At 63.5% G+C, this 26,175-nt stretch carries 23 protein-coding genes; 11 read left to right on the top strand and 12 right to left on the bottom strand.

Annotated elements, in window-relative coordinates:
* Positions 1–2 precede the first annotated feature (2 nt).
* Together FJ443_RS16130 and FJ443_RS16125 are read left to right on the top strand one after the other, a co-directional pair.
* Entirely contained in the window at positions 3–932 is a 930-nt protein-coding gene (locus tag FJ443_RS16130) for an electron transfer flavoprotein subunit alpha/FixB family protein (protein WP_140513865.1), read from the top strand.
* 119 nt (positions 933–1,051) lie between these two features.
* Positions 1,052–1,930: a 3-hydroxybutyryl-CoA dehydrogenase gene (locus tag FJ443_RS16125; RefSeq protein ID WP_140500869.1), complete on the top strand. Its 879-nt coding sequence runs from the start codon at positions 1,052–1,054 to the stop codon at positions 1,928–1,930.
* A gap of 33 nt (positions 1,931–1,963) precedes the next feature.
* Here FJ443_RS16125 and FJ443_RS16120 read toward each other — a convergent pair whose 3' ends face one another.
* The 3 genes from FJ443_RS16120 to FJ443_RS16110 all read right to left on the bottom strand — a co-directional run bounded on the left by FJ443_RS16120 (position 1,964) and on the right by FJ443_RS16110 (position 5,289).
* Positions 1,964–3,859 carry a PAS domain S-box protein gene (locus FJ443_RS16120; RefSeq protein ID WP_246681220.1) on the bottom strand — a complete coding sequence of 632 codons (1,896 nt, stop codon included), beginning with the start codon at positions 3,857–3,859 and terminating at the stop codon, positions 1,964–1,966.
* 238 nt (positions 3,860–4,097) lie between these two features.
* On the bottom strand, positions 4,098–4,736 hold the full coding sequence (locus FJ443_RS16115) for an NrsF family protein (RefSeq protein ID WP_140664849.1): 639 nt from the start codon (positions 4,734–4,736) through the stop codon (positions 4,098–4,100).
* 1 nt (position 4,737) lies between these two features.
* A complete protein-coding gene (locus tag FJ443_RS16110) occupies positions 4,738–5,289 on the bottom strand; it encodes a sigma-70 family RNA polymerase sigma factor (RefSeq protein WP_140500812.1) in 552 nt (183 codons plus the stop codon).
* Positions 5,290–5,586: 297 nt separating this feature from the next.
* On the opposite strand from FJ443_RS16110, the gene FJ443_RS16105 reads away from it, so the two are divergent.
* The 3 genes from FJ443_RS16105 (at position 5,587) to FJ443_RS16095 (ending at position 9,422) form a co-directional block, all read left to right on the top strand.
* The gene (locus FJ443_RS16105) at positions 5,587–6,594 is read left to right on the top strand and encodes an iron ABC transporter substrate-binding protein (RefSeq protein WP_140525437.1); all 1,008 of its coding nucleotides are present in this window, start codon (positions 5,587–5,589) and stop codon (positions 6,592–6,594) included.
* A gap of 168 nt (positions 6,595–6,762) precedes the next feature.
* Positions 6,763–8,343: an iron ABC transporter permease gene (locus FJ443_RS16100; protein WP_181165391.1), complete on the top strand. Its 1,581-nt coding sequence runs from the start codon at positions 6,763–6,765 to the stop codon at positions 8,341–8,343.
* On the top strand, positions 8,340–9,422 hold the full coding sequence (locus FJ443_RS16095; protein ID WP_140513869.1) for an ABC transporter ATP-binding protein: 1,083 nt from the start codon (positions 8,340–8,342) through the stop codon (positions 9,420–9,422). Before FJ443_RS16100 ends, FJ443_RS16095 begins: the two co-directional genes overlap by 4 nt.
* Before the next feature lie 45 nt (positions 9,423–9,467).
* On the opposite strand, the gene FJ443_RS16090 is transcribed toward FJ443_RS16095, so the two are convergent.
* The 7 genes from FJ443_RS16090 to FJ443_RS16060 form a co-directional block, all read right to left on the bottom strand.
* Positions 9,468–10,517: a sn-glycerol-3-phosphate import ATP-binding protein UgpC gene (locus FJ443_RS16090; RefSeq protein ID WP_140500808.1), complete on the bottom strand. Its 1,050-nt coding sequence runs from the start codon at positions 10,515–10,517 to the stop codon at positions 9,468–9,470.
* A 7-nt stretch (positions 10,518–10,524) separates the two neighbouring features.
* Entirely contained in the window at positions 10,525–11,373 is an 849-nt protein-coding gene (ugpE, locus tag FJ443_RS16085) for a sn-glycerol-3-phosphate ABC transporter permease UgpE (RefSeq protein ID WP_140664846.1), read from the bottom strand.
* An 8-nt stretch (positions 11,374–11,381) separates the two neighbouring features.
* Positions 11,382–12,266 carry a sn-glycerol-3-phosphate ABC transporter permease UgpA gene (gene ugpA / locus FJ443_RS16080; protein WP_140513871.1) on the bottom strand — a complete coding sequence of 295 codons (885 nt, stop codon included), beginning with the start codon at positions 12,264–12,266 and terminating at the stop codon, positions 11,382–11,384.
* A 239-nt stretch (positions 12,267–12,505) separates the two neighbouring features.
* Positions 12,506–13,810 (bottom strand): sn-glycerol-3-phosphate ABC transporter substrate-binding protein UgpB, encoded by a 1,305-nt coding sequence (gene ugpB / locus FJ443_RS16075; protein WP_140565898.1) that lies wholly within the window; start codon positions 13,808–13,810, stop codon positions 12,506–12,508.
* 393 nt (positions 13,811–14,203) lie between these two features.
* Positions 14,204–15,328 (bottom strand): ATP-binding protein, encoded by a 1,125-nt coding sequence (locus FJ443_RS16070; protein ID WP_140565896.1) that lies wholly within the window; start codon positions 15,326–15,328, stop codon positions 14,204–14,206.
* The gene (kaiC, locus tag FJ443_RS16065; RefSeq protein ID WP_140500803.1) at positions 15,325–16,818 is read right to left on the bottom strand and encodes a circadian clock protein KaiC; all 1,494 of its coding nucleotides are present in this window, start codon (positions 16,816–16,818) and stop codon (positions 15,325–15,327) included. Before kaiC ends, FJ443_RS16070 begins: the two co-directional genes overlap by 4 nt.
* Positions 16,802–17,125 carry a circadian clock KaiB family protein gene (locus FJ443_RS16060; protein WP_140500802.1) on the bottom strand — a complete coding sequence of 108 codons (324 nt, stop codon included), beginning with the start codon at positions 17,123–17,125 and terminating at the stop codon, positions 16,802–16,804. The genes kaiC and FJ443_RS16060 overlap by 17 nt, the downstream gene beginning before the upstream one ends.
* Positions 17,126–17,386: 261 nt before the next feature.
* Here FJ443_RS16060 and FJ443_RS16055 point away from each other — a divergent pair, with 261 nt between their 5' ends.
* Positions 17,387–18,145 (top strand): Crp/Fnr family transcriptional regulator, encoded by a 759-nt coding sequence (locus tag FJ443_RS16055; protein ID WP_140664843.1) that lies wholly within the window; start codon positions 17,387–17,389, stop codon positions 18,143–18,145.
* A gap of 191 nt (positions 18,146–18,336) precedes the next feature.
* Here FJ443_RS16055 and FJ443_RS16050 read toward each other — a convergent pair whose 3' ends face one another.
* Positions 18,337–19,017 carry a TlpA disulfide reductase family protein gene (locus FJ443_RS16050; protein ID WP_140558128.1) on the bottom strand — a complete coding sequence of 227 codons (681 nt, stop codon included), beginning with the start codon at positions 19,015–19,017 and terminating at the stop codon, positions 18,337–18,339.
* 36 nt (positions 19,018–19,053) lie between these two features.
* On the opposite strand from FJ443_RS16050, the gene argH reads away from it, so the two are divergent.
* The 3 genes from argH (at position 19,054) to lysA (ending at position 22,141) form a co-directional block, all read left to right on the top strand.
* On the top strand, positions 19,054–20,454 hold the full coding sequence (argH, locus tag FJ443_RS16045) for an argininosuccinate lyase (protein WP_140558127.1): 1,401 nt from the start codon (positions 19,054–19,056) through the stop codon (positions 20,452–20,454).
* Between the two features lie 140 nt (positions 20,455–20,594).
* Positions 20,595–20,801, top strand: coding sequence for a lipoprotein (locus FJ443_RS16040; protein WP_140500798.1), 207 nt, complete (start codon positions 20,595–20,597; stop codon positions 20,799–20,801).
* A gap of 68 nt (positions 20,802–20,869) precedes the next feature.
* A complete protein-coding gene (gene lysA, locus FJ443_RS16035) occupies positions 20,870–22,141 on the top strand; it encodes a diaminopimelate decarboxylase (protein ID WP_140565890.1) in 1,272 nt (423 codons plus the stop codon).
* Here lysA and FJ443_RS16030 read toward each other — a convergent pair whose 3' ends face one another.
* Entirely contained in the window at positions 22,142–22,444 is a 303-nt protein-coding gene (locus FJ443_RS16030) for a metalloregulator ArsR/SmtB family transcription factor (protein ID WP_140513877.1), read from the bottom strand. It abuts the gene before it with no gap.
* Between the two features lie 50 nt (positions 22,445–22,494).
* Here FJ443_RS16030 and FJ443_RS16025 point away from each other — a divergent pair, with 50 nt between their 5' ends.
* Complete coding sequence (locus FJ443_RS16025) at positions 22,495–23,436, top strand: threonine/serine dehydratase (protein ID WP_140565887.1); 942 nt, start codon at positions 22,495–22,497, stop codon at positions 23,434–23,436.
* A gap of 118 nt (positions 23,437–23,554) precedes the next feature.
* Positions 23,555–26,149 carry a TIGR02302 family protein gene (locus tag FJ443_RS16020; protein WP_140664840.1) on the top strand — a complete coding sequence of 865 codons (2,595 nt, stop codon included), beginning with the start codon at positions 23,555–23,557 and terminating at the stop codon, positions 26,147–26,149.
* Positions 26,150–26,175 lie beyond the last annotated feature (26 nt).

The following is a 26,175-nucleotide window of genomic DNA, read 5'->3' as shown; positions in this document are numbered from 1 at the left end:
AAATGACCATTCTCCTCATCGCCGAACACGACAACGCAACCCTTTCCGACCAGACCGCCAAGGCCCTGTCGGCCGCGCTGCAGATCGGCTTGGACGTGCATGTGCTGGTGGCCGGCAAGAACGCCAAGGGCGCAGCTGATGCCGCCGCCAAGCTGAAGGGCGTGAGCAAGGTGCTGCTGGCCGAAGCCGACGAGCTTGCCGAGCGTCTCGCCGAGCCGACCGCGGCGCTCGTCGTGTCGCTGGCCGGCTCCTATGACACCATCGTCGCGCCGGCAACCTCGTCGGGCAAGAACGTCGCGCCGCGCGTGGCCGCTTTGCTCGACGTGGCGCAGGTCTCCGAGATCATCGAAGTGGTCTCGCCGGACACCTTCAAGCGGCCGATCTATGCCGGCAACGCCATCCAGACGGTACAGTCGACCGATGCCAAGAAGGTCATTACCGTGCGCACCGCCTCCTTCCAGGCGGCGCCCGAGGGCGGTTCGGCCGCTGTCGAAACCGTCAGCGCTGCGGCCAATCCTGGCCTCTCCTCCTTCGTCGAGAACAAGCTGTCGGAGACCGATCGTCCGGAACTGACCTCGGCCAAGATCATCATCTCGGGCGGCCGCGCGCTCGGCTCCTCGGAGAAGTTCCAGGAGGTCATCCTGCCGGTCGCCGACAAGCTCGGCGCTGCCGTCGGCGCATCCCGCGCCGCCGTCGATGCCGGTTATGCGCCGAATGACTGGCAGGTCGGCCAGACCGGCAAGGTCGTCGCCCCCGACCTCTACATCGCCGTCGGCATCTCCGGCGCCATCCAGCACCTCGCCGGCATGAAGGATTCGAAGGTCATCGTCGCCATCAACAAGGACGAGGAAGCGCCGATCTTCCAGGTTGCCGACTATGGCCTCGTCGGCGATCTGTTCGTTGTCCTGCCGGAGTTGCAGAAGGCGCTTTGACGCCCTGCCGCAAAGCGTATTAAATTGTGAGGGGTGGGGTAGACGAAGTCGCCCCACCCTTTTAGTTTGCACCGCACAAAAAGCAGGCCGCAAAGGCCTTTTTCGACGGGATCGGTGTAATGAGCAAGATCGAAACGATCGGCATCATCGGCGCGGGCCAGATGGGCGGCGGCATCGCCCATGTCTCCGCACTTTCGGGCTACAAGGTGCTGATCTACGATATATCGCCCGACCGTATCGAGAAGGGCATCGCCACTGTCAGCGGCAACATGGCCCGCCAGGTGGGGTCCGGCAAGCTCGACGAGAAGCTCCGCAACCAGGCGATGGCGCGCATCGCGGCGGCGCCATCCATGGCCGATCTCGCCGGTGCCGACCTGGTCATCGAGGCAGCGACCGAGGACGAGACGGTCAAGCGCAAGATCTACGCCCAGCTTTGTCCGCAGCTCAATCCCGAGGCCATACTGGCGACCAATACCTCGTCGATCTCGATCACGCGGCTAGCCGCGCAGACCGACCGCCCCGAGCGCTTTATCGGCATCCATTTCATGAACCCGGTTCCCCTGATGAAGCTGGTCGAACTGGTGCGCGGCATCGCCACCGAGGACCAGACCTTCGAGGCGGCAAAGACCTATGTGAAGCAGCTCGACAAGACGATCACGGTCTCGGAGGATTTTCCGGCCTTCATCGTCAACCGCATCCTTTTGCCGATGATCAACGAGGCGATCTACACGCTCTATGAGGGCGTCGGCACGGTCGATGCCATCGACACCGCCATGCGGCTCGGCGCCAACCATCCGATGGGGCCGCTGCAGCTGGCCGATTTCATCGGCCTGGACACCTGCCTGTCGATCATGCAGGTGCTGCATGACGGCCTGTCGGATTCGAAGTACCGCCCCTGCCCGTTGCTGGTCAAATATGTCGAGGCCGGCTGGCTCGGCCGCAAGACCGGCCGCGGCTTCTACGATTATCGCGGCGAGCATCCGGTTCCGACACGCTGACCCGCCAGGGTTGATCGCGGCCCTATCGCGGGGCTACGACGCTGCGGCCAGGGGCTTGGGTGTCTCGATTTCGATCCTGTCGTCCGTGGCGTCATTCTCGGGCGCCATGGACACGCATCCGCGACCCGCAGCCTTGGCCACGTAGCAGGCGGCGTCTGCCCTGGCGATGATCTCGTCGACAGCGCCGCAATCGGCGTCGATAGGAGCCAGTCCGATGCTGGCGCCGATCGAATGAGGACGGCCTTCCCAGGTGAAGTCGAGGCCCTGTATCGCATCGATGATGGATCGCGCCGCGATCCTGGCCCCGGCGGCCGAGCCCGACTTCAGAATGACCGCGAATTCGTCGCCGCCCAGACGCGCGACCATGTCCTGCGGACCAAACACGCCACGCACGGCCTCGGCAACGCGCTTGAGCAATGCGTCTCCCGCCGCGTGGCCGCCTGTGTCGTTGACCAGTTTGAAATGATCCAGATCGATGAACATGAACTGATGTCCGATCCCCTCCTTGCGGGCCTGATCGACCAGTTCTTCCATGGCGCGGATGAAACTCGCGCGGTTGGCAAGGCCGGTCAGCGCATCATGCGCGGCGGCGTGGGCAAGCTGGCGCTGCAGCGCCCGCGCATCGGTGAAGTCCTGAAAGACGATGACCAGTCCGCAGAATTCGTTGCGTTCGTTCATGATCGGCGACACGACCTGCCGGATGCTGCAGCGCGTCTCGTCGCGCCGGATGAGGACGGCGCGGCTGTTCTGGTCATCGGCTCCCTGGCCGCCGATCGCAGGCCGCGCCACGCCGATCCTGTGGCCGGTCTCCTCGTCGACCGCCCAATAGACATGGCCGAGCGTCTTGCCGAGGGCATCATTGCAGGAGACACCGGTCAGCTTTTCGGCGACAGGATTCATGAAGGTGACGCGGTTGGCGGCATCGGTGCAGATGACGGCATCGCCGATCGACTGGAGCGTCACTTTGAGGCGCTCCTTTTCGTCCGCCAGCATGGCCGCCGACACGGCGAGGCGCTCCTCCGCCTGCTTGCGCCGGGTGATGTCGGTCAGGCTGCCTATCGCCCTGATCAGCCGCCCCTCTTCGTCGCGCTCGATCGCCTTGCCGCGGTCGAGGAACCAGAGCCAGCGGCCATCCTTGTGGCGCATCCTGAATTCGGCCTCGAAGAACGGCGTGCGGCCTTCGAGATGGGCGCGGTCCGCCTCGGCCACGGCTTCGCGGTCGTCGGGATGTATCATCGCCAGCCAGTGATCGGGGTCACCGTCGAGTTCCCCGTCGGCGTAACCCAGCATCTTGACCCAGGTCGAGGAATAGTTAGTGCCGCCCCTGCGCTTGTCGAAGTCCCAGACGCCCTGGCCGGCGCCGGCCAATGCAAAGTTCCAGCGCGTTTCGGCCTCGGCGATCCGCGCCCCGGCCTGCTTGCGCGCATCGATGTCCTCTATCTGCGAGACGAGATACAGCGGCCGGCCGCTATTCCCGTCGCGAATGACGGAGCCGGCCAGCCTGGCCCAGACGGGCGTGCCGTCCTTCTTGAGATAGCGCTTCTCGAAATGAAAGGAATCGATCTTGCCGGCCTTCAGGTCTTCCATCGTCTCCCGCCCGATCTCCAGATCGTCGGCATGCGTGAGCTGGAAGAAGGTCAACGCCTCGATCTCGTCGCGGCGGTAGTCGAGCATGGCAGCGAAAGCCGGGTTGGCCTCGAGAATGCGCCCGTCGAGGCCGACGATGGCGACGCCGATGGAGGAATCCTCCATGGCACGGCGGAAGCGCTGCTCGCTCTCGGCGATCTGGCGGCGGTCCTTGCGGATGACGCGCGCGAACATGCAGGCCAGGAGAAGTGCGCCGGCTGCCACACCGACCGACGCCTGCACACATAATTCGAGCGTCTCGGCGCCGGGATCCAGCCGCGACAGCAGGATCGATGCCGTCATCGCCGCTGTCCCGCCCACGAGCAGAGCCAACCCCGCATGTCTGTGCGGCGCCGGCCCGATGATCCTTCGCATTGCCACGATTTGTACCACCCCGTGGGCAATCGCATTTCCCGTGAAAATCCTGACGGATCGATTTTAAGGAAAGGTTGCGTCGGGTATCGGCGATGCCGCCGGCCGGCAAACATTTGCCGGCATGATTAAGGATCGGTATGCGCGGGATGCAGCAGCGGGCGTCGCGCTACCAGCGCACGGAAAACCGGCCGCCGAGCGCGCCGAGCAGCGCCAGCGCGGCGATCGCGATCGTATACCAGGTGGCGACGAAAAGCGGCGAATCATCAAAGCAATGCGCGGCATAGAAGGTTGCCGCCAGCCCGCCGGCGAGCAGGCCCGCGGCCGTGCCGGCCAGCACCGGCCGTGTCGGCGCGCCATAGCGCAGCATCCACAGGAAGATGGCAAGCGGGCCGATGCCGATCAGCGGGATGAGCCCCATGCAGACCATCATGTTGGAACCGACGAGACGCCTGCCCCAGTCGGCCTCGGGCACGGTGTAAAGCTCCAGCACCACAGCCACTGCCACGAGCACGGGCGCAGCCGCCATCCAGGCCGCCGCCTTGCCTGTCGATGCTCCCGGTGTCGACAATGCCCTGACGAAGGCGAAGGCGCTGGCGGCGAGCACGATGGTGAACAGGAACTTCGAAAGAAAGCGCATCGTATGTGCGGCAGCCATGAAGTCGGGGCGCGGACCGATCGTCATCATGAAAACCGCGCCCGCGATCACGGCGGCCACGCCGGCAGCCAGCCACCAGGCCGAGCGCAGCGGCATCGCCTTGCTGCGGGCGTCGGCATCAAGCGCCTTGATGAGATCCTCGGTCCTCATGTCATTCCCGCCCAAACCGCCCCTGCCCGAACCGCTTGGCAATGGCTGCAAGTCCGCGATGCAAGGAAACCCGCACCGCTGTTTCGCTGATGCCGAACTTGGCTGCCGTGTCGCCGATCGAGCGCCCCTCCACCGACACGGACGACACCACGGAGCGCTGTGCCGGCGGCAGGCCGTCGAGCGCCCGGCTGATGTCGCGTTCGCTGACGGTTTCCGTTTCCGGCTCGGCGAAGGTTTCGGCAATATCGTCGACATCGATCTCGATGCGCCGTCCGCGCCGCCGGAACGCGTCGATCAGCTTGAAGCGCGCGATGGCATAGACCCAGGGCAGCACAGGTGCGTCCTGGCGCCAGGTGTGCCGTTTCACATGAATGGCCAGCAAGGTTTCCTGCACGACATCCTCGGGATCGACCCCGCCTTTGACGATCTTGCGCCTGGCAAAACCGCGAACCAGAGCGGCCGTCCGGTGCAGAAAGTCGGCATAGGCCCTTTCATCTCCCGCGATCGCGGCTCGCATCAGCCGGGAAAGCTCGGCCTCGTCCTTGCCGCTCACAAGAGTTCACTCCCCGATCTTCGCGCCTCGGCGCTGATTTGTTACGTGGCCGGCGAAATAATGTCCAAGGCAAACTACCGGCAAGTCACGAAAGATTGCGGGCGAACGCGAACTTGGGCTCGTCGACGGCGACTGTGTCCTGGACCGTCGGTCGCGCGCGGCCATCACGCGGAATTGTCCGCCTGGCATGGGCCTGTGCCGCCAGCGGCCGATTGAAGCAGGCCAAAAATGTTGACTACACCTGTCATGTATCGATAGGTGCTGCGTGCCAGTTCAACGAGATCGAGGACGACGCCCATGAAATACGCTCTTTCCACCCTTGCCGGCGCCGCGGCGGTGGCGGTCAGCCTGATCGCTGGCCAGGCGATGGCTGAGGATACAGGCATCATCGTCTACAATGCCCAGCACGAGAGCCTCGCCAAGGAATGGGCCGACGGCTTCACCAAGGAAACCGGTATCAAGGTCACGCTGCGCAATGGCGGCGACAGCGATTTCTCCAACCAGATCGTCGCGGAGGGCACCGCCTCGCCCGCCGACGTGTTCCTGACCGAGAATTCGCCGGCCATGGTGCTGGTCGAGAATGCCGGCCTGTTCGCGCCGGTCGACGCCGACACACTGGCGCAGGTTCCGCAGGATTATCAGGCAGCGAGCGGCAAATGGGTCGGCGTTGCCGCCCGCAGCACCGTCTTTGCCTACAATACCACCAAGCTCAAGGCCGACCAGTTGCCCAAGTCGCTGCTCGACCTTGCCGATCCGAGCTGGAAAGGCCGCTGGGCCGCCTCGCCGTCGGGCGCCGATTTCCAGGCTATCGTCAGCGCGCTGCTGCAGCTCAAGGGCGAAGCCGCGACGGCGGACTGGCTGAAGGCGATGAAGCAGAATTTCACCGCCTATAAGGGCAACAGCACCGTGATGAAGGCGGTCAACGCCGGCGAGATCGAAGGCGGCGTGATCTATCACTACTACTACTTCGGCGATCAGGCCAAGACCGGCGAGAACAGCAAGAACGTTGCGCTGCATTATTTCAAAAACCAGGATCCGGGCGCCTTCGTCTCGACCTCCGGCGGCGGCGTGCTGGCTTCGAGCAAGCATCCCAAGGAAGCCCAGGCTTTCCTGAAGTGGGTGACCGGCAAGGGCGGCCAGGACGTGCTGAAGAACGGAACGTCCTTCGAATACGCGGTCGGCAAGGGCGCAGAGTCCAATCCGAAGCTGGTGCCGCTGGCCGACCTGCAGGCGCCGAAGATCGATGCCGCGACGCTGAACTCCAAGAAAGCCACCGACCTGATGACGGCGGCCGGCTTGCTTTAGTTGCCGTTCGTCCTAATAAGGACACCGGCCGTGCTCCCGCGGGAATTCCGCGGGAGCGTTTTGTTTTTTCGAGATGGCATTCGTCGATGACGACACGCTGTATTCCCGACCATGATCGTGGTCTTTCGATTGCCGCCGCCGGGCGGCAAGGGCGCGAAGTCTGAGCCGATGCAGTTCGCGGCCGACATCGCAAGCCCGGGCCTGCCGCCGAGGACGCGCCGCAGGGCGCGCCGGCGCGCTGCGTCGTGGATCGTTGCCGCCGCTATCTTCGTTTCGCTGCTGGCCCTGCTGCCGCTTGCCTTCATCGTCTGGGTTGCCGTGCAGACCGGTTGGGAAACCGTCTCGGCGCTGGTTTTCCGGCCGCGTGTCGGCGAGCTTCTGGCCAACACCGTCCTGCTTGTCGCGCTCGCCGTGCCGATCGCCATCATCCTGTCGGTGGCGCTGGCCTGGCTGACCGAACGCAGCGACCTGCCCGGCGCCCGGCTGTGGGCCTGGCTATGCGTGGCGCCGCTCGCCATTCCCGCCTTCGTGCACAGCTATGCCTGGATCACCATGGTGCCCGGGCTGCATGGCTTGTGGGCCGGCGTGCTTGTCTCTGTCATAGCGTATTTCCCGTTCCTTTATCTGCCGGTATCGGCGGCCCTGCGCCGGCTCGATCCGGCGCTCGAAGACGCCGCGGCCGCACTCGGCCTTGGTCCCTGGCGTGTGTTCTGGCGCGTCGTGCTGCCGCAGCTCAGGCTTGCCATCTGTGGCGGCGCATTGCTGGTCGGCCTGCATCTGTTGGCCGAATACGGCCTTTACGTCTTCATCCGCTTCGACACCTTCACCACGGCGATCGTCGACCAGTTCCAATCGACCTTCAACGGGCCGGCCGCGAATATGCTGGCCGGCGTGCTGGTGAGCTGCTGCTTCGTGCTGCTCGGGCTGGAGGTGCTGGTGCGCGGGGAAGAGCGCTATGCCCGCGTCGGTTCGGGCGCCGCGCGCCACCAACAGCGCGCGCCGCTCGGCCGGGCGACCGTGCCTTGCCTGCTGCTGCTTGCCGCCACCACGCTTCTGGCGCTCGGCGTACCGTTCGTCACCATCGGACGCTGGCTTGCCGCCGGCGGCGCCGAGGTCTGGCGGCTCGACGAGATCGGCCTGGCGCTCGGCCAGACGTTGTTCCTGGCGCTCGCCGGCGCGCTGCTCGCCACCGTCGCCGCCATGCCGATGGCCTGGATCTCGATCCGCGCGCCGGGGCCTCTGCAGCGCTTGCTGGAGGGCTGCAACTACATCGTCGGATCGCTGCCCGGGGTCGTGATCGCACTGGCGCTGGTCACCATCACCGTGCGCATCGCCCTGCCGCTCTACCAGACCCTGTTCACCATCCTGGTTGCCTATGCCTTGATGTTCCTGCCCCGCGCCCTGATCAGCCTGCGGGCGTCGATCGCGCAGGCGCCGGTCGAGCTCGAGCGCGCCGCGTCCAGCCTCGGGCGGTCGCCGCTCCATGCATTGTGGTCGACGACGATCCGCCTGTCGGCGCCGGGTGCCGCCGCCGGCATGGCGCTGGTGGCGCTCGGCATCATGAACGAGCTGACCGCGACCCAGATGCTGGCGCCGAACGGCACCCGCACGCTGGCGATGGCGTTCTGGTCCTACAGCGGCGAGATCGACTACGCTTCGGCAGCACCTTACGCCTTCATCATGGTGGCGATGTCGCTGCCCCTGACCTGGCTGCTCTATGTCCAGTCAAAACGGATGGCTGGACGATGAGCTTTCTCGAACTCAGGGGCTTGCACAAGCATTACGGCCCGGTCGCGGCGCTTGCCGGCATCGATCTCGACATCGCCAGCGGCAGCCGCACGGCCATCGTCGGGCCGTCCGGCTGCGGCAAGACCACCTTGCTGCGGCTGATCGCCGGTTTCGAGGCGCCCGACCAGGGCAGCATCGTGCTTGACGGAAAGATGCTGGCCGACAGCGGCGGCGCCGTTCCGGCGCACCGCCGCGGTATCGGCCTGGTTGCACAGGACGGCGCCCTGTTTCCGCACCTGACGATTGGCGACAATATCGGTTTCGGGATGGACCGCAGGCTGGACAAACGCTCCGAACGCATCGTCGAACTGGCCTATATAGTAGGGCTGGACAAGGCGATCCTGAAGCGCCGCCCGCACGAACTCTCCGGCGGTCAGCAGCAACGCGTGGCGCTCGCCCGCGCCATGGCGATGAAGCCGCGGCTGATGCTGCTCGACGAACCGTTCTCGGCGCTCGACACCGGCCTGCGCGCCTCCATGCGCAAGGCCGTGGCGGAACTGCTCGAAGCCGCCGGCATCACCACCATCCTGGTGACGCACGATCAGGCCGAGGCGCTGTCCTTCGCCAGCCAGGTCGCGGTGATGCGCGAGGGCCGGTTCTCGCAGATCGGCACGCCGCGCGAACTTTATCTCAAGCCGAAGGACAGGATGATTGCCGAGTTCCTTGGCGACGCCATCATCCTGCCGGCGAAGATAGCGGGCGGTTTCGCCACGTCGCCGCTTGGCCGCATCGCCGTCGATACGTCGGACAGCCGCGATGTCGCCCGTATCATGTTGCGGCCGGAGCAGATCGGACTGAAGCGGACATCGCGCGAGGGCATGTCGGGCACGCCGGACATGCTTTTTGGCGAGGTAACGGAATCCGAATTCGCCGGCTCGACCTGCACGGTCGCGGTGCGGTTGCTCAACAGCCCCGACCCGCCGGACGCCGCCGCCATCGGCAGTACGCCGCTGATCCTGCGCAAGTCCGGCATGGACGCGCCGGCGGTCGGTGAGATCGTCCGGCTCACCGTGTCGGGACAGGCGCATGTATTCGCCTGACCGGCCGACGGTTCGCGGCTCGCTGATCAGCATGCAAGATTGGCGTCAGTCGACCCTCTTTGCAGCCTGATCGAACCAGTGAAGTTTCTCGGCCTTGGCCACGACGCGCAACTGGTCGCCGGGCTTGGCTGTTGCGCGCGCGGCCACACGCACGACGATGCGGTCGCCTCCTGCCGCACAGTGAAGAAAGCTGTCCGCTCCCACCGGCTCGACCGCCTCCACCATTGTCGGCAGCACGAGCGCGCCGGACGGTGCCTCGGCCGCGAAAGTGACATCGGCATCCTCGGGGCGGAAGCCAAGCGTGACGGCATTCGCAGGCGCAAAGTCGCTCGTCTTGCTGCCGGTCAGCGCCGGACCCGAAAGGGACAGAAGATTCATCGGCGGTGCGCCGATGAAAGAGGCGACGAACGTCGAGGCCGGCTTTTCGTAAATGTCGAGTGGCGCGCCCGCCTGCTCGACCAATCCGCCATTCATGACGACAAGGATGTCGGCCAACGTCATCGCTTCCAACTGGTCATGGGTGACGTAGACCGAGGTGACACCGAGCGAGCGCTGCAAGTTCTTGATTTCGACCCGCATCTGGCCGCGCAGCTTGGCATCGAGATTGGAGAGTGGCTCGTCGAACAGGAAGACTTTCGGATTGCGCACGATGGCGCGGCCCATGGCGACGCGCTGGCGTTGACCGCCTGAAAGCTCGCGCGGGCGCCGGTCAAGCAGCGCTGAAAGCTCCAGCACCTTGGCGGTCGAACGAACCCTGCTGTCGATCTCGTCCTTGGGCGTACCGCGATTGCGTAGCCCGTAAGCCATGTTGTCGTAGACTTTCATATGCGGATAGAGCGCATAGTTTTGGAACACCATGGCGATGTCGCGCTCGGTCGGGCCGATCGTGTTGACGATCTTGCCGTCGATAGCGACCGTGCCGGAAGAAATGGTCTCCAGCCCGGCGATCATCCTCAAAAGCGTGGACTTGCCGCAGCCGGACGGCCCGACCAGCACACAGAGTTCCTTGTCGGGAATGGCAATGGAGACGCCCTTCACGGCTTCGACGCCGCCGGCATATACTTTCTTCACGTCCCTCAGATCGACCGTCGCCATCGGCTTCTCACTTTTCGGTGTCGACCAGTCCGCGCACGAACCAGCGCTGCATCAGCACCACAACCAGGATTGGCGGCAAGATTGCCAGGATCGCCGTGACCATGACCAAATGCCATTGGGTGTCGGCATCGGCGAAGGAGACCATCTTCTTCAGTGCGATGACGATGGTGTTCATATCGTTGCTGTTGGTGACCAGCAGCGGCCACAGATACTGCGTCCAGCCGTAGATGAAAAGAATGACGAACAGCGCCGCGATATTGGTGCGCGACAATGGCAACAGGATATCGAAAAAGAACCGCCATGGACCGGCGCCGTCGACGCGCGCCGCCTCGACCAACTCGCCCGGGATGGTCATGAAGGACTGGCGGAACAACAACGTTGCGGTGGCCGAGGCGATCAGCGGGATGATCAGTCCGGCATAAGTGTCGATCATACCGAGGTCGACCATTACCTTGTAGGTCGGCAGGATGCGCACCTCGACGGGAAGCATCAGGGTGATGAAGATCAGCCAGAAGAAAGTCATGCGCAGCGGAAAACGGAAGAAGACGATCGCATAGGCCGACAGGATCGAGATGAATATCTTTCCGACCGCGACGCCGAGCGCCATGATCGTGGAGTTGAGGAGCAGCCTGCCGACGCCGAGCCCGCCGATGCGGCCGACGCCGCCGAACAGCGCCTCGCCGTAATTGTTCCAGAACTCGCTGCCCGGCCGGAAAGGCAGTGGCGGCCTAAGGATGGTTTGCAGCGTCTGCGTCGAGGCAACGAAAGTGTAGTAGATCGGAAAGGCCACGATCAGTATGCCGAGGATGAGCACGGCATGTGCAAGGAAAATGCGAAACGGGGATTGACCGATCATCGCGCTCCTCAGCCGTAATGAACCTTCCGTTCCACGTAGCGGAACTGGATGGCGGTGAGCGCGATGACGATGACCATCAGGATGACCGACTGCGCCGCCGAATCGCCGAGGATCAGATTGACGAAGCCGTCATTGTAGACCTTGTAGACCAGTGTCTCGGTGGCCTTGCCCGGCCCACCGCCGGTGACGGCGTGGACGATGCCGAACGTGTCGAACAGCGCATAGACGGTATTGACGACCAAAAGGAAAAACGTCGTCGGCGCCAAAAGCGGGAAGACGATGGTCCAGAAGCGCTTGGTTTCGCCGGCGCCGTCGATCGCCGCCGCCTCGATCAGCGTTTTCGGCACCGCCTGCAGCCCGGCGACGAAGAACAGGAAATTGTAGCTGATCTGCTTCCAGGCGGCCGCCGCCACCAGAAGGATCATGGCGTCGGTGCCGTTGAGCAGCGGATCCCAGGCGACGCCCAAACGTCTCAGCAGATAAGACAGCGAGCCGATCGATGGATTGAACAGGAACAGCCACAGCATGCCTGCAATCGCCGGCGCCACCGCGTAGGGCCAGATCATCAGCGTGCGGTAGAGGCCTTTGCCGCGCACCACCTTTTCCGCCATCACGGCAAGGAGCAGCGCCACGCCCATGGCAACGATCACGGTCGCGAGCGAAAACACCACTGTGACCTTGATCGAGTTGAGATAGGCCGGGTCGGCAAGCACCTTGCGGAAATTGGCAAACCAGACGAACCTGCTCCTCAGCCCGAACGGGTCCTGCCTCAGCATCGACTGGTAGAGCGCCTGCCCGGCCGGCCAGTAGAAGAACACCAGCGTGATGGCAAGTTGCGGCGCCACCAGGAGGTATGGCAAGACTTTGTTGGGAAAGACGACGCGCGGGGTCAATGCGCCGCTCCGGCGTGGAAAGCCGAGCGGCACTCTACGGCGCTCACCGCTGCCCTGCCGGGCATCTCCCCTTCTTGGAGGAAGATTGGCGGTTCCTGCGGCAGCTGCCATTCTCCAGCTTTGACAATCGCCGAAAACGGTCGCGACAGCCAGTCTCCCCCCTTCAGGGGGAGATGCCCGGCAGGGCGGAGGGGGGCCTCGTAGAGCAAGGACTATAACTCGATAGGTTCGGACGCGCCCTAATTCCCCAGCGCTTCCTCGATCGCCGCGTTGCCACGCGTGACCGCATTGTCGAGCGCCTGCTGGGCGGTTTCCTGGCCGGCAAGCATCTTTTCGAACTCCTCGTTCTGGATGTCGCGCACCTGCGGCAAGTTCGGCAACCGCACGCCCTTCGAATTGTCGGTCGGCGCCTTGCCCGTCATCTGCAGGATCGGCGTCTCGCGACCGGGATTCTTGTCGTAGAAGCCGGACTTTTTCGTCGCCTCATAGGCGGCGAGCGTCACCGGCAGGTATCCCGATTTCTGGTGCAGATATTCCTGCACATCGGTCTTGGACAGATAGGCGAAGAAAGCCGCGACGCCTTTGTACTCCTCGTCGGACTTGCCGCCGAAGACCCAAAGGCTGGCACCGCCCGGCGTCGTGTTCTGCGGCGCGCCCTTGGCGTCGCTGTCATAGGGCAACTGGCCAATGCCGTAGTTCATGCCCGACTTGACGATGTCGCCTAGGCCGCCCGAGGATTCGGTGAAGATGCCGCATTCGCCGGCGAGGAATATCTGCTTGGCTTCGGAGGTGCGCCCGCCATATTTGAAGGTGCCGTCCTTGGCCAGATCGGCGAGCGCCTGGAAATGTTTGACGAAGATCGGCGAGTTGATCTTGAGTTCGACATCACCGCCGGCCAGGCCATTCTGCTGCGTGGCCCACGGCACATCGTTCCACGCCGCGAAGTTTTCCAGGTGTATCCAGGTCAGCCAGGTCGAGGTGTAGCCGCAAGCGGCGGCGCCGCTCGCCTTGATCTTTTTGGCATCCTCCCACACCTCGTTCCAGGTCTTGGGTGGGTTGTTCACATCGAGCCCCGCCTTCTGGAAGATGTCCTTGTTGTAGTAGAGGATCGGCGAGGAGGAGTTGTAGGGGAAGGACAGCATGGTGCCGTCCGGCGTCGAATAATAACCGACGATGCCTGGCAGATACTGGCTCTTGTCAAAGTTCATCCCGGCGCCGGTCAGCACCTCGGCCACTGGCTTGATCGCGTCCCGGGCCGCCATCATCACGCCGGTGCCGACATCGAACACCTGGATGATGTCAGGCGACTGGCCGGCGCGATAGGCGGCGATGCCGGCATTCAGCGTTTCGGGATAGGTGCCCTTGAAAACCGGAACAATCTGGTAGTCGCCCTGGCTGGCGTTGAAATCCTTGGAAATCTTGTCGACGACCTCTGCGTTGGCGCCGGTCATGGCGTGCCACCAGCTGATCTGCGTGACGGCGAAGGCGGAGGTTGTGGAAAGCAGGGTCACGGCGACACCGGCCGCGAAGCCAAAGAACTTCATGTTTCGTCTCCCGTTCTCATTGCTTGTCATTGGCGAAAGGGGCACTTCCGCAATGGCACTATGTGTCGTTCGCGCGCAGCGGACAACGGTTTTGTTGCGGGCAGGCGCACTTCATGTCCGGCTAAAGTAGCGTTCACTTCCGGATGAAAGTGACCCGGAAAAGGATTGCATAGCGGCTTGCTGCTTGAATTGATGTACCAGGGACCTGTCTCGAGACGGTCAGCGACCTCACCGACGAACGGCGTCTAACAGCACATGACAACGCTGACATGACAACGCTGAAAAAGGCGTCGGTTTGCTCGGTCGATGCGTGGAAATTCCCGTCCCGCGCTCAGCCTGACGGATTTGACATCGGCCAATCAGTCTGCTGGCCGGGAATGGGTCTGCCGCCGCTCAGTTCTGCTGCCGCTGGGTTCCAGAAGCGCGCGGCAAGTAGAGATGCAGGCTTGTTCCCTGACCGATTTCGCTATCGATTCGGACATGCCCACCGGATTGCTTGATGAAGCCGTAAACTTGGCTTAGCCCGAGTCCCGTACCCTGCCCTTCCGATTTTGTTGTGAAGAACGGCTCGAAAACGCGCGCCAGGGTGTCCTTGCTCATTCCACAGCCGGTATCGCGTACAGTCACGCGAACAAATGAAGCCGCCGCTGAACGCAAATCCTCCAGATCATTTGGAAAATTGCTGGTCTCAATCGTGAGGGTGCCACTGCCTTTCATTGCATCTCTGGCGTTCACCGCAAGGTTAAGAACGGCGATGTCGAGCTGGTTGGCATCGATAAGGATAGGGTCCAAGGCTGGATCCAGATTGCATTGCACCCGGATACCGCTCCCCAACGTCCGTTCCAGCAGCGTCGTCAGCCCCTTGATACGTTCATTGAGATCAATCTGTTCCGGGGCCAGGGATTGGCGTCGCGAAAAGGCAAGCAGTTGCTGTGTTAGCGCTCCTCCATTTTCGATCCGCCTGAACATCTCCTCGACCAGCAGAGTGACTTTCTCATCCGCAGGATATTTAGCGATCTGTTTCTCCAGAAGCCGAAGGCCAGACCCGAAAACGGCGAGTAGGTTGTTGAAGTCATGGACAATGCCAGCTGCGAGGCGTCCAATGGCTTCGAGCTTTTGTGACTGGCGTGCGTTTTCTTCTCTTGATCGCTGGGCCGAGACATCGCGCAGGCTGGCAAGCAATGCGGGCCTGCTGTCCCAGGTAACCTCGACCGTACGCATTTCCACTTCTGCCGGCTTGCGGCCGGAACGGTGAACGGTGATCTCGGCGATCTCTCCGGAGACGACCGGACGGCCGAGCGGAACGTGGAGGAGTTCGTCAAGCGGCTGTCCAAAAATTACGGCTGCCGCAGGATTGGCATAGAGCACTGTTCCGTCCAAATCGACCACCAGCATCCCGTCGGCGGTATTTTCGATCAACTGGCGAAAGCTGAGCTGGCTGATGCCAGCCGGAGATGTATCTCCGGGCGATTCCAGCATTTCGGCGGCGTTTTGCGCCGTATTCAAGGCGCTCTTCATGTCGACGTGTTGTCCACGGCGGAGTCGCCGAACACATCAGGCGCGCTGTCAAAGGGCTTTCCAAGATGCATACCGCCACTGTCGATGGTGAAGCGCCGTATCTGTTTGTCGTGTTCGCTGCCGCGCATTTTCAGCACCATCATGCCGCGATGCATGAATTCTTCCTGCTGAATGTAGCGCAACAGAATGATCGAATCGGTGAGTGTGGAAATATGCTGCTCGCTAGCGCTCTGGCCTCCGACAAGCGATTTGTTGGTAGCGGTGCAAAGGCCGGCAATTTCGCGCTTCTTTATGAAGGAGGTGACGCTGATCAAGAACTCACGAAACCCGGTTTCTGGCGCGATGCGCTCCAATGCCGACAAGCTGTCGATTGCCATGCGATCGGGTTTGAACTCCGCCACCAGTTCGCGGATCATCAGAAGGTGATCCGGCAAACTCTGCGCTTCCGGATAAAGGCAGACTACCTTCAGGCGACCATCCGCCTCCATCGCTTCGAAATCGACGCCCCAGCTACGCGCGTTGCGGAAAAGCTGGCCGCGGCTCTCCTCATAGCCGACGAGCAAGGCGCGTTCGCCCGCAGCCACTCCGCCCGCTAGAAAGTTGGTGACAAGTAGAGTCTTTCCGGTGCCTGTGGCTCCACTGACAAGGGTTACGCTGTCGCGAAAGAACCCGCCGCTGCACATTTTGTCGAGTTCGGAATTACCACTGGTGACCCGTTTCGTGCTTGATTGCTGCTCCAGGCGCAACGATGACAGAGGCACAGCTACGATGCCCTGTTCGGCGACCAGCGTTATGGGCACTTCGCCCTCAACGTGACGGCTGCCGCGCATTTTCAGGACTTCTATGGTCCGCCGACGGCGCTCGCGATCAAGGGCATTGCGAAGGATCACGACATTGTCTGCGACGAACTCCTCTATTCGGTGACGGGAGATTTCACCATATTCACTGTTGCGTTCCGCGGTCATAAGGACCGTCAGCCCTTCTTTCTTCAGCGCGGTCGCAATACGTAGAAGTTCGCGGCGCACTGCCGTCTGCTCGGCTACGAAATGATCGAAAAGTTGGGTAACCGAATCGAGCACGATGCGCTTTGCCCCGGCGCTTCGGCTCGCGTGCAGAATGCGGGTCAGAAGACCGGCGAGGTCGAAATCGCCCACAACCACCTGGTCCTGATCGCGCGGGCTCGCATCGACGAAAACAAGCTTGTCCGCCGCTCGCCAGCCGCGGATGTCCCAGCCGAAGCTCGCCATGTTTACCTCGATCTCGGTTGGCGACTCCTCGAAAGTGACGAAGACACCGGCCTCATTGAGACCGGTGATGCCATGCGCCAGGAACTGCGTGGCGAATACGGTCTTGCCGCTACCGGGCGTGCCGCCCACGATGGTGGTGCGTCCGCGCGGCAAGCCACCCATCACCAAGTCGTCAAAAGCCTCGATCCCTGTATTGACGCGTTCAAGAACCGGGTCGATAGAGATCTCATCCGTCGCGGTCATGAATATCATCCTTCTTGCGAAAACCGAAATAGTCCAGAACCTGAGCGATATTGCTGATGTCGCCCACCAGACGGCGCGGGGGATCGGCGGATTCGTCGGAGAGCGTCGGCGTTGCTAGTATCCCTGCTCGCTCCGCCTCATGAGGATGTTCCAGGATATCGAAGATCTGGATTTCAATGGATGCGCTCATCTCCTCGATTATCTTCAGGCGGCTTTCCAGTGCCCGACGAGCACCGGGCGTGTCTCCGGCGATGTAGAGCCGGAGAAGGGGATGGGCCCCTGAAGCGGGCGGTTGTTCCGGGTTCATATCTCACGCTGGTTGCACGGGTTCAGTATCGACGTGCTCTACGCGACACGCCAGCAATTCAACCGCAGGGCTTTGTTGTCCGCCTTGGGCGATCTTCTAGCATTTCGCCTGGAGCCGACGCGCCACAGCTCGCGCTCGATGGGGCCTGGATCAGCACCCCTGTCACTTCTTAGACATTCGCGCTTTGCGCGTCTGCGCACTAGTGGACATTTCTCCGGTTATTGGGATATGGGCCGCAAGCGATCGTTCGGAGGAGTGTAAATGGAAGCCCGCGCCCACATAGACTCCGGCATGATCGGCAACAATCTTCTGCGGGCACTCACCGCGGCAGATTGGGCAATCCTCGAGCCTTGGCTGGATGAGTGGTCGGCCCCCACCGGAACACTGCTTTATGAACCTGGCGACACGGTTCGCCATGCATACTTCCCGAGAGGTCCCAGCCTGATTTCCTATCTCGTCGTGCTGAGCGACGGGCGTGCGATCGAGACGGCTCTGGTCGGACGAGAAGGGGCAATTGGCGGAGTTGTCAGCCAAGGCAGGCTCCCAGCTTACGCTCGCGCTGAAGTACAATTGGGAGGTTCGTTCTTCCGCATCGACCTGCTTGACCTTGAAGAGGCGAAGTCCAGGTCGTCGACGCTACGGAATCTGTTCGCGCGGTACGCGGACTGCCTGATGGCGCAGATGTTCCAGTCCGTCGCCTGCAATGCCGCGCATTCGATCGAGCAACGGACAGCGAAATGGCTGCTGGCCGCCATTGATCGGACGGGCACTCCCGATCTGGCGCTGACACAAGAACAGCTCGCCGTAATGCTCGGAGTCGGCCGGAGCTATTTGAGCCGCGTCATACGCGATCTGAAAGAACACGGTCTCATTGAGACCCATCGTGCCCGGATCGTCGTTCGCAAGGTCGACGGCCTGCGGTGGCTTGCTTGCGAGTGCAATGCGGCGGTCAGTCATCACTTCGACGAAGTATTGAAGGGCGTCTATCCCCTGCCGACCAACGGCTCGTCTGGCCGATAGCACAAACGGCTCGCCATATATGTCCTTAAGGTGAGTCCCTGGACGCCGAGGCTTGGACTACTATCTCGGCAAGCCGGCGCCGATCCAGGCATTCGACGAATTGACCGGGTCGGCTCAGGCCGCCGCGGATGGGCTGGGCGGAACCGTTGCGTGGTCAAGCCGCGCTTGCGCCCAGCCTTGTCCCAGCCTCTTCAAGACCCGAGCGCGGCCTCGACAAGCCGCTTGGCGTCCGGCCCCGACCACTCGGCCGGGCCGTTCATATGGGCGATCAGGCAGCCTTCGCCGTCGATCAGCATGGTGACGGGCAGGCCGAGCGCCAGGCCGCGCGTCTTGAGCTCGTTGAACAGCGCCATCGTCGAATCCCTGTAATAGCCGAGCGCCTCGACGCCGGTGTCCTTGAGGAACTTCTTCGGCTTCACGTCGTCGCCGGCATCGACGTTGACGGCGACGACCTGGAACGCATCGCTGCCTTTCTCCTTCTGCAAGGCGTCCAGCGCCGGCATTTCGGCGCGGCATGGCGCGCACCATGTCGCCCACAGATTGAGCAGCACCGTCTTGCCGGCATGGTCGGCGATGGTCATCGGCTTGCCGTCCGGGCCGTTGAAGGCGAGGCTCTTCATCGATTGCGGCGGATCGGCTGGCAAGAGCGCCGCGACCTCGCCGGTGGCGGCTGCGGCGATCTTCTTGGCGCGTTCGCTCTTGGCGGCGCAGGCGACATCGTCCTTGCTGTCTCCGACGGCGACTTGCGACGCGGCGTTGTTGCCAGACTGGCTCTCGCTGACATATACCGCGACCGCGCCGGCCAGCGCTCCCGCCACCAGGGCGGCGAGGATCAGGCGCGGGGCCGGGAAAAATCTGTTTCCGTCTGCCATGTTCTCAAAACTGCTCCGAGCACGGGTTTTATAGCCATGAGCGACAAGAAGACCAGCAACCAGATGTGGGGCGGACGATTTGCCTCGGGTCCGGCCGCGATCATGGAAGCAATCAACGCATCGATCTCGTTCGACCGCAAACTCTATGCGCAGGACATCAGAGGTTCGATCGCCCATAGCGCGATGCTGGCGCAAACGGGCATTATTTTGGCGGCCGATCAAGAGAAAATCGCTCACGGCCTGAACACGATCCTGAAAGAGATCGAGGCGGGCACGTTTGAATTCTCGACCAGGCTGGAAGACATCCACATGAACGTCGAGGCCCGCCTCGCCGAGCTGATCGGTCCGGCCGCCGGCCGGCTGCACACGGCCCGCTCTCGCAACGACCAGGTTGCAGTGGACCTCCGGCTCTGGGTCAAGGACGAGTGCTTTCGCGTCGCCGAGGCCTTGAAGGGTCTCATCAGTGCGTTGCTGGAGCGGGCCGAGCAGCACGCCGCGACGGTGATGCCGGGCTTCACCCATATGCAGGCGGCGCAGCCGGTGACATTCGGCCACCACTGCATGGCCTATGTCGAGATGTTTTCGCGCGACCTGTCGCGGGTGCGCGACGCCATCGAACGCATGGACGAGAGCCCGCTCGGTGCAGCAGCCCTTGCCGGCACCAGCTTTCCGATCGACCGCCACCAGACCGCCAGTGCGCTCGGCTTCCGCGAGCCCATGCGCAATTCGCTGGACAGCGTCTCGGACCGCGATTTCGCGCTGGAATTCCTGGGACTGGCGGCCATATGCGCCACGCATCTGTCGCGGCTGGCGGAAGAAATCATCATCTGGTCAACGCCGCAATTCGGCTTCATCAGGCTGTCGGACAGCTTCTCCACCGGCTCCTCGATCATGCCGCAGAAGAAGAACCCCGACGCCGCCGAACTGGTGCGCGGCAAGACCGGGCGCGTCACCGGCCATCTGGTCGGCCTGCTGACGGTGATGAAGGGCATGCCTTTGACCTATGGCAAGGACATGCAGGAAGACAAGGAATCGGTGTTCGATGCCGCCGAGACGCTCGACCTGATGCTGGCGGCGATGACCGGCATGGTCTCCGATATGACGGTGAACGCGGCGGCGATGAAGAAGGCTGCCGGCTCCGGCCACGCAACCGCGACCGACCTTGCCGACTGGCTGGTGCGCACGCTCGGCCTGCCGTTCCGGGAAGCGCATCATGTCACGGGACGGGCGGTGGCGCTGGCCGAAGAGAAGAAGCTGAGCCTGGAGAAGCTTGCGCTGGAAGACTTGCAGTCGATCCACCCCGGCATCACGAAGGACATTTTTTCGGTGCTGGCCGTGCAGAACTCTGTGAAGAGCCGCACCTCCTTCGGCGGCACCGCACCGTCGGAAGTCAGGAAGCAGATCCGCTACTGGAAAAAGCGGCTGGCCAAGGCGTGATGCCGGACATTGCGGCCAGCCATATCCCGGATATTGCAACCGCCAATATCCACGATATTGCAACGGCAATATCCAGGGTGCAATGCGCCGAGAACTCGGCTAAAAGCAGCGGCGGAAAAAAGTTTCGGACGGATGGATCGATGACCGGAAGCAGGATTTTGGTGACACTGACGCTGCTTGCGGCGGTTGCCGCCGTTACGGCTTGCGGCAGAAGGTCCGGTCTCGACACGCCTTACGAGGCGGCCGTGCAGGCGCGCAAGGACGCCGAGAAGGCACACCAACCCGTGCCGCCGGAACCGGAAAAACCGGTCGCGGACAAGAAGTTCATTCTCGACCCGCTGCTCTAGAGCCGGTCAGAGCGGTTTAGAGTGCTAAACCCGCTCCTACCCTGCTCCAACTTTTCGGAACCACTCTCGTGAACCATTTCGACTACCGCGACGGCGTGCTTCATGCCGAGGACGTGGCGATATCGGACATCGCCGCAACCGTCGGCACGCCATTCTACTGCTATTCGACGGCCACGCTGACCAGGCACTACCACGTCTTCGTCCAGGCATTTGCCGGGCTCGATGCACTGGTCTGCTACGCCATGAAGGCGAATTCCAATCAGGCGGTGCTCAAGACCCTGGCCAGGCTCGGCGCGGGAGCCGACGTGGTGTCGGAAGGCGAGTTGCGGCGCGCGCTGGCAGCCGGCATCCCGGCCAGCAAGATCCTGTTCTCCGGCGTCGGCAAGACCGCGCGTGAGATGGACTTTGCGCTGGCAGCCGGCATCCTGTGCTTCAACGTCGAATCCGAGCCCGAACTCGAACTGCTCTCGTCGCGCGCCGTTGCCCTGGGCAAGGTGGCGCCGGTCTCGCTGCGCATCAATCCGGATGTCGACGCCAGGACGCACAAGAAGATCTCGACAGGCAAAGCCGAGAACAAGTTCGGCATCCCATGGCAGAAGGCGCGTCAGGTCTATGCGCGCGCGGCTGAATTGCCGGGCATCAAGGTCACCGGCATCGACACCCATATCGGCAGCCAGATCACCGAGCTGCAACCCTTCGACGATGCCTTCGCGCTTTTGGTGGAACTGGTCGGCGCGCTGCGCGCCGACGGCCATGCCATCGAGCATGTCGATCTCGGCGGCGGTCTCGGCATTCCCTACCGCGTCGACAACAACCCGCCACCGCTCCCCGACGCCTACGCGCAGATCGTCCGCAAGCACGTCACCAAGCTTGGCTTGAAGGTGATGTTCGAGCCGGGCCGGCTGATCGTTGGCAATGCCGGTATCCTCGTCTCGCAAGTGATCTTCGCCAAAGAAGGCGATGCCAAGAATTTCCTCGTCGTCGACGCCGCCATGAACGACCTGATCCGGCCGACGCTCTACGACGCTTTCCACGACATAAGACCGGTGGTGCTGCCCCCCGCCGACGCGCCGCGCATGACGGTCGATATCGTCGGCCCGGTCTGCGAGACCGGCGACTATCTCGGCCTCGACCGCGACCTGCCAAAGCTCAAGTCCGGCGACCTGATCGCCATCGCCACCGCCGGCGCCTATGGCGCGGTGCAGGCGGGCACCTACAACACCCGCCTGCTGGTGCCGGAAGTGCTGGTCGACGGCGATCGTTTCCACGTCGTGCGCCCGCGCCAGACCTATGACGAACTGATCGGCCTGGATTCGATCCCCGACTGGCTTGCATACTAGCTATAGCCGGTTCTGGATGAGCGCTCTTGTCTCGGCGATCCTGTCCTCGTCGCGGCGATAGAATGTCCATTGCTTGATGCGCTTGGCCCGTAACAGCCCTGCCTGCGTGAGCACACGCATGTGCTCGCTGAGCGTCGCCTGGGTAATGCCGAGCTTTTCGGCGATCAGCAGCGCACAGACGCCGTCCTCGACCAGATCGCCATCCGCCTGGGCCGGGAAATGCGCGCGCGGATCCTTCAGCCAGTCGAGGATCCGCAGCCTTCGTTCGTTGGCAATCGCCTTGAACACGTCAACCTCTTGCATTTAGGCATTTTGCCAAGTTACTAATTGCTGTCAATCCCAAGGAGATGGCCATGACCAACGGCAACACCATAACGCGCGAACGCATCGCGATGATGGAACCGCGCATCCGTCGCTATGTGCGCCACACGCCGGTGCTGCGCGTCGACATGGCCGACTTCAACCGGCCGCCGCTGGCGGTCGATCTCAAACTCGAATGCCTGCAGCATTCCGGTTCGTTCAAGGCGCGCGGCGCGTTCACCAATCTTCTCGAGCGGCAGGTCCCCGGGGCCGGTGTCGTCGCCGCCTCGGGCGGCAATCATGGAGCGGCGGTGGCGTATGCCGCCATGCGTCTCGGCCACAGGGCGACCATCTTCGTTCCGGAGGTGAGCCCGCCGGCCAAGCTGGAGCGCATTCGCAGCTACGGCGCCGAGCTGGTCGTCGGCGGCGCCCGCTATGCCGAGGCGCTGGCCGCCAGCGAACGTTTCGCCGAGCAAACCGGCGCCTTGCAGATCCACGCTTTCAACCAGGAGGAAACGCTTATCGGGCAAGGCACGCTCGGGCTGGAAATCGAGAACGACCTGCCTGAGATCGACACTTTGCTGGTCGCCGTGGGCGGCGGCGGCCTGATCGGCGGCATCGCCGCCTGGTTCGCCGGCCGTATCCGCATCGTCGCCGTAGAACCCGAGGGCGCGCCGACACTCTATCGCGCCCTCGAGGCCGGCCATCCGGTCGATGCGCCGGCCGAGGGCATCGCCGCCGATTCCCTGGCGCCCAAACGCGTCGGCGAGATGATGTTCCCGATCGCCGAGGCCTTCGTGGAACGCTCCATCCTGGTCAGCGACGACGACATCGTCGTCGCCCAGAAGGCGCTGTGGGACCGGGTGCGGATCATCTCGGAACCCGGTGGCGCCGCGGCGTTCGGCGCCATCCTGTCCGGCCGCTATGCGCCGGCACCCGGCGAACGGCTCGCCGTCCTGGTCTGCGGCGCGAACGCAAACCCGGCGAAATTCTGATCGCTGCGCCTTTCTCTCCTTCACGTTTTTCAGGAACTGCCTCGCCTTCGCCGCGTTTGCTGGGTATTCTTCGAGTCGTGAGGTTCGGGCCATCCCGCCCGCTCCCGTGGAAGGGCCGATGACGGAACGACCGATCTTCAGCAGCGATCGCGGTCTCGCCGGGCGCCTGGCGCTCAGCCGGCTGGCGACGCGGGTGTCGATGATGGTCGAACGGGGCTGGCCGCTCCTGCTGCCGCTTCTCGTCGTCGCCAGCCTGTTTCTCAGCATTTCCTGGCTAGGGCTTTTCCCGCGCCTGCCCGATGCCGCGCGCATCGGGCTGGTCGCCGCCTTCGGCGTCGCGACACTGGCCGCGCTCTACCCGCTACGCTTTTTCCGCATGCCGGGCGGCGCCGAGATCGACCGCCGCATCGAGGCGGCCAACCATTTGCTGCACCACCCCGTCCAGACCCAGACGGACCGGCCGAGTGGTCGCGAAAGCAGCTTCTCGCAGGCGCTGTGGCGCGAGCACCAGAAGCGCATGGCCGACAGGCTCGACAGCCTCGGCGCCGACGTGCCGCGCACGCGCGTGCCGGAACGCGATCCCTGGGGGTTGCGTGCCGTGGCGGCGCTTCTGCTGGTCACCGCCTTCGCTTTTTCCTTCGGACCGACCGGTGGCCGGATAGCCGACGCGTTCCGCGCCCAGGACGCGCATGACGCCGTGCCGCCGCGCATCGATGCATGGGTGACGCCGCCCGTTTATACCGGCAAGCCGCCGATCTTCCTGACCGCAGACGCCAACCAGGCGGCGCCGGCTTTCCACGTTCCCGAAGGCAGTGATGTTTCGCTGCGCGTCACCGGCGGCTCGGGCGAGGAGACGCTTGCCTATGCCGACAAGAATGGCAATGCCCGCGCCATCGATCCCGCCGACCCGCAGACGGCCGCGGCCAAGCCGGCGGCAAGCCCGGCAGCGCAGTCCAAAGTACGCCAGTTCATCGGCAAGCTGGCGAGCGATGGCACGCTGACGCTGAAGTCGGGCGAGGACCAACTCGGCCGTTGGGCCTTCGCGGTGATCCCGGACAAGCCGCCGCAGATCCGTTTCGTCGGCGAGCCGAAGCGCGCTGTCAACGGCGCTTTCGAGCTCAACTACCAGATCGACGACGATTATGGCGCCGCCAACGCCAAGGCCGTGTTCGCGCTCGCCGATCCGCAGGCTCCCGATGCGCGTCCGCTCTACGGTCCGCCTGACATGCCGCTGACGCTACCGCGCCGCGGCGGCAAGGCGAATGCCGCCAGGACCTCGAAGGACCTGACCGAACACGTCTGGGCTGGCGCCGAGATCAAGCTGACGCTGGTCGCCACCGACGATGCCGGGCATACGGCGAGCAGCGAAACCAAGACGTTGGTGATGCCGGAGCGGCCGTTCTCCAATCCGCTGGCGCGGGCCGTTATCGAGCAGCGCCGCCTGCTGGCGCTCGACGCCAACGCCAAGCCGCGCGTGCTCGACCTGATGGATGCGATCACGCTGCGGCCCGAGGACACGTTCGACAACATGTCCCACTACCTCGCCATCATGAGCGCGCGCAGCCGGTTGAAGATGGCCGACAGCGACGACCAGTTGCGCAACGAGGTCTCCTATCTCTGGGAAATCGCGCTCGGCATCGAGGAGGGCAATCTCTCGGCTGCCGAGAAGCGGCTGCGCCAGGCGCAGCAGGCGTTGCAGGATGCTATCAAGAACGGCGCCAGCGACGCGGAGATCGAAAAGGCGATGAAGGAACTGCGCGAGGCGATGAACCAGTTCCTGCAGGAATTCGCCGAGCGCGCCAAGCAGAATCCCAACGCCCCGCAGATGCAGCAGAACGGCCAGGAACTACGCCAGAGCGACATCGACCGCATGATGGACCAGATCGAGAACCTGGCGAAGTCCGGCGATCGCGACAAGGCGCAGCAATTGCTGTCGCAGCTGCAGGACATGATGAACAACCTCCAGGCCGGCCGCCAGCAGCAGGGTGGCCAGCAGGACAGCCAGATGCGCCAGCAGATGGACAAGCTCGGCGACATCCTGCGGCGCCAGCAGGAGATGATGAACGACACCTTCCGCATGGACCAGATGCAACGCGGCGAGCGCCAGCGCGGCCAGAACCGCGATGAACAGCTCGGCGAAGGCGGCGGCGAGGATCAGGACAGACCGGGCGCAGGCGAGAACCGCGATCCGCTCGCCGGGCAAAAGCCGATGACGCCGCAGGAATTCGCCGATGCGCTGAAGCAGTTGCAGGAAGGCCAAGGCCAGCTGAAGAACGACCTTGAGCAGTTGAAGAAGGGGCTCGAGGGCATGGGCATGGAGCCCAATGAAGGCTTTGGCGAGGCCGGCAAATCAATGGGCAATGCCGAGCAGGCCCTGGGCGATGGTGAAGGTGATCAGGCCGTTGGCCACCAGGGGCGCGCGCTGGAGGCGCTGCGCAAGGGCGCCAAGGACATGATGAAGCAGATGCAGGCGATGCAGGGCGACGAAGGCGGCAGCCAGGAAGGCGGTCGCCAGCAGAACGCCGATCGCGATCCGCTCGGCCGGCCGCGTGCCAGCCAGGGTCCCGATTTCGGCGATTCGGTGAAGGTGCCGGACGAGATCGACGTGCAGCGCGCCCGCCAGATCCTGGAAGCGATCCGCAAGCGGCTCGGCAATGCGCTCAGCCCCGATATCGAGCGCAGCTATCTGGAACGGCTGCTGGAACTGAAATAGGGATCGCCGCCGCGGCATCCGCTGGG

Source organism: Mesorhizobium sp. B2-6-1, assembly GCF_006440475.1.
Lineage (GTDB): Bacteria > Pseudomonadota > Alphaproteobacteria > Rhizobiales > Rhizobiaceae > Mesorhizobium.
Note: the sequence above shows the minus strand (reverse complement) of the source record. Positions and strands in the feature narration are given on the sequence as shown.

Bases quoted from the DNA above. Each gene is read 5' to 3' on its own strand.
- FJ443_RS16130 (WP_140513865.1), top strand. From the start codon at position 3: ATGACCATTCTCCTCATCGCCGAACACGACAACGCAACCCTTTCCGAC.
- FJ443_RS16125 (WP_140500869.1), top strand. From the start codon at position 1,052: ATGAGCAAGATCGAAACGATCGGCATCATCGGCGCGGGCCAGATGGGC.
- FJ443_RS16120 (WP_246681220.1), bottom strand. From the start codon at position 3,859: ATGACGGCATCGATCCTGCTGTCGCGGCTGGATCCCGGCGCCGAGACG.
- FJ443_RS16115 (WP_140664849.1), bottom strand. From the start codon at position 4,736: ATGAGGACCGAGGATCTCATCAAGGCGCTTGATGCCGACGCCCGCAGC.
- FJ443_RS16105 (WP_140525437.1), top strand. From the start codon at position 5,587: ATGAAATACGCTCTTTCCACCCTTGCCGGCGCCGCGGCGGTGGCGGTC.
- FJ443_RS16100 (WP_181165391.1), top strand. From the start codon at position 6,763: ATGCAGTTCGCGGCCGACATCGCAAGCCCGGGCCTGCCGCCGAGGACG.
- FJ443_RS16095 (WP_140513869.1), top strand. From the start codon at position 8,340: ATGAGCTTTCTCGAACTCAGGGGCTTGCACAAGCATTACGGCCCGGTC.
- FJ443_RS16090 (WP_140500808.1), bottom strand. From the start codon at position 10,517: ATGGCGACGGTCGATCTGAGGGACGTGAAGAAAGTATATGCCGGCGGC.
- ugpE (WP_140664846.1), bottom strand. From the start codon at position 11,373: ATGATCGGTCAATCCCCGTTTCGCATTTTCCTTGCACATGCCGTGCTC.
- ugpB (WP_140565898.1), bottom strand. From the start codon at position 13,810: ATGAAGTTCTTTGGCTTCGCGGCCGGTGTCGCCGTGACCCTGCTTTCC.
- FJ443_RS16070 (WP_140565896.1), bottom strand. From the start codon at position 15,328: ATGAAGAGCGCCTTGAATACGGCGCAAAACGCCGCCGAAATGCTGGAA.
- kaiC (WP_140500803.1), bottom strand. From the start codon at position 16,818: ATGACCGCGACGGATGAGATCTCTATCGACCCGGTTCTTGAACGCGTC.
- FJ443_RS16060 (WP_140500802.1), bottom strand. From the start codon at position 17,125: ATGAACCCGGAACAACCGCCCGCTTCAGGGGCCCATCCCCTTCTCCGG.
- FJ443_RS16055 (WP_140664843.1), top strand. From the start codon at position 17,387: ATGGAAGCCCGCGCCCACATAGACTCCGGCATGATCGGCAACAATCTT.
- FJ443_RS16050 (WP_140558128.1), bottom strand. From the start codon at position 19,017: ATGGCAGACGGAAACAGATTTTTCCCGGCCCCGCGCCTGATCCTCGCC.
- argH (WP_140558127.1), top strand. From the start codon at position 19,054: ATGAGCGACAAGAAGACCAGCAACCAGATGTGGGGCGGACGATTTGCC.
- FJ443_RS16040 (WP_140500798.1), top strand. From the start codon at position 20,595: ATGACCGGAAGCAGGATTTTGGTGACACTGACGCTGCTTGCGGCGGTT.
- FJ443_RS16030 (WP_140513877.1), bottom strand. From the start codon at position 22,444: ATGCAAGAGGTTGACGTGTTCAAGGCGATTGCCAACGAACGAAGGCTG.
- FJ443_RS16025 (WP_140565887.1), top strand. From the start codon at position 22,495: ATGACCAACGGCAACACCATAACGCGCGAACGCATCGCGATGATGGAA.
- FJ443_RS16020 (WP_140664840.1), top strand. From the start codon at position 23,555: ATGACGGAACGACCGATCTTCAGCAGCGATCGCGGTCTCGCCGGGCGC.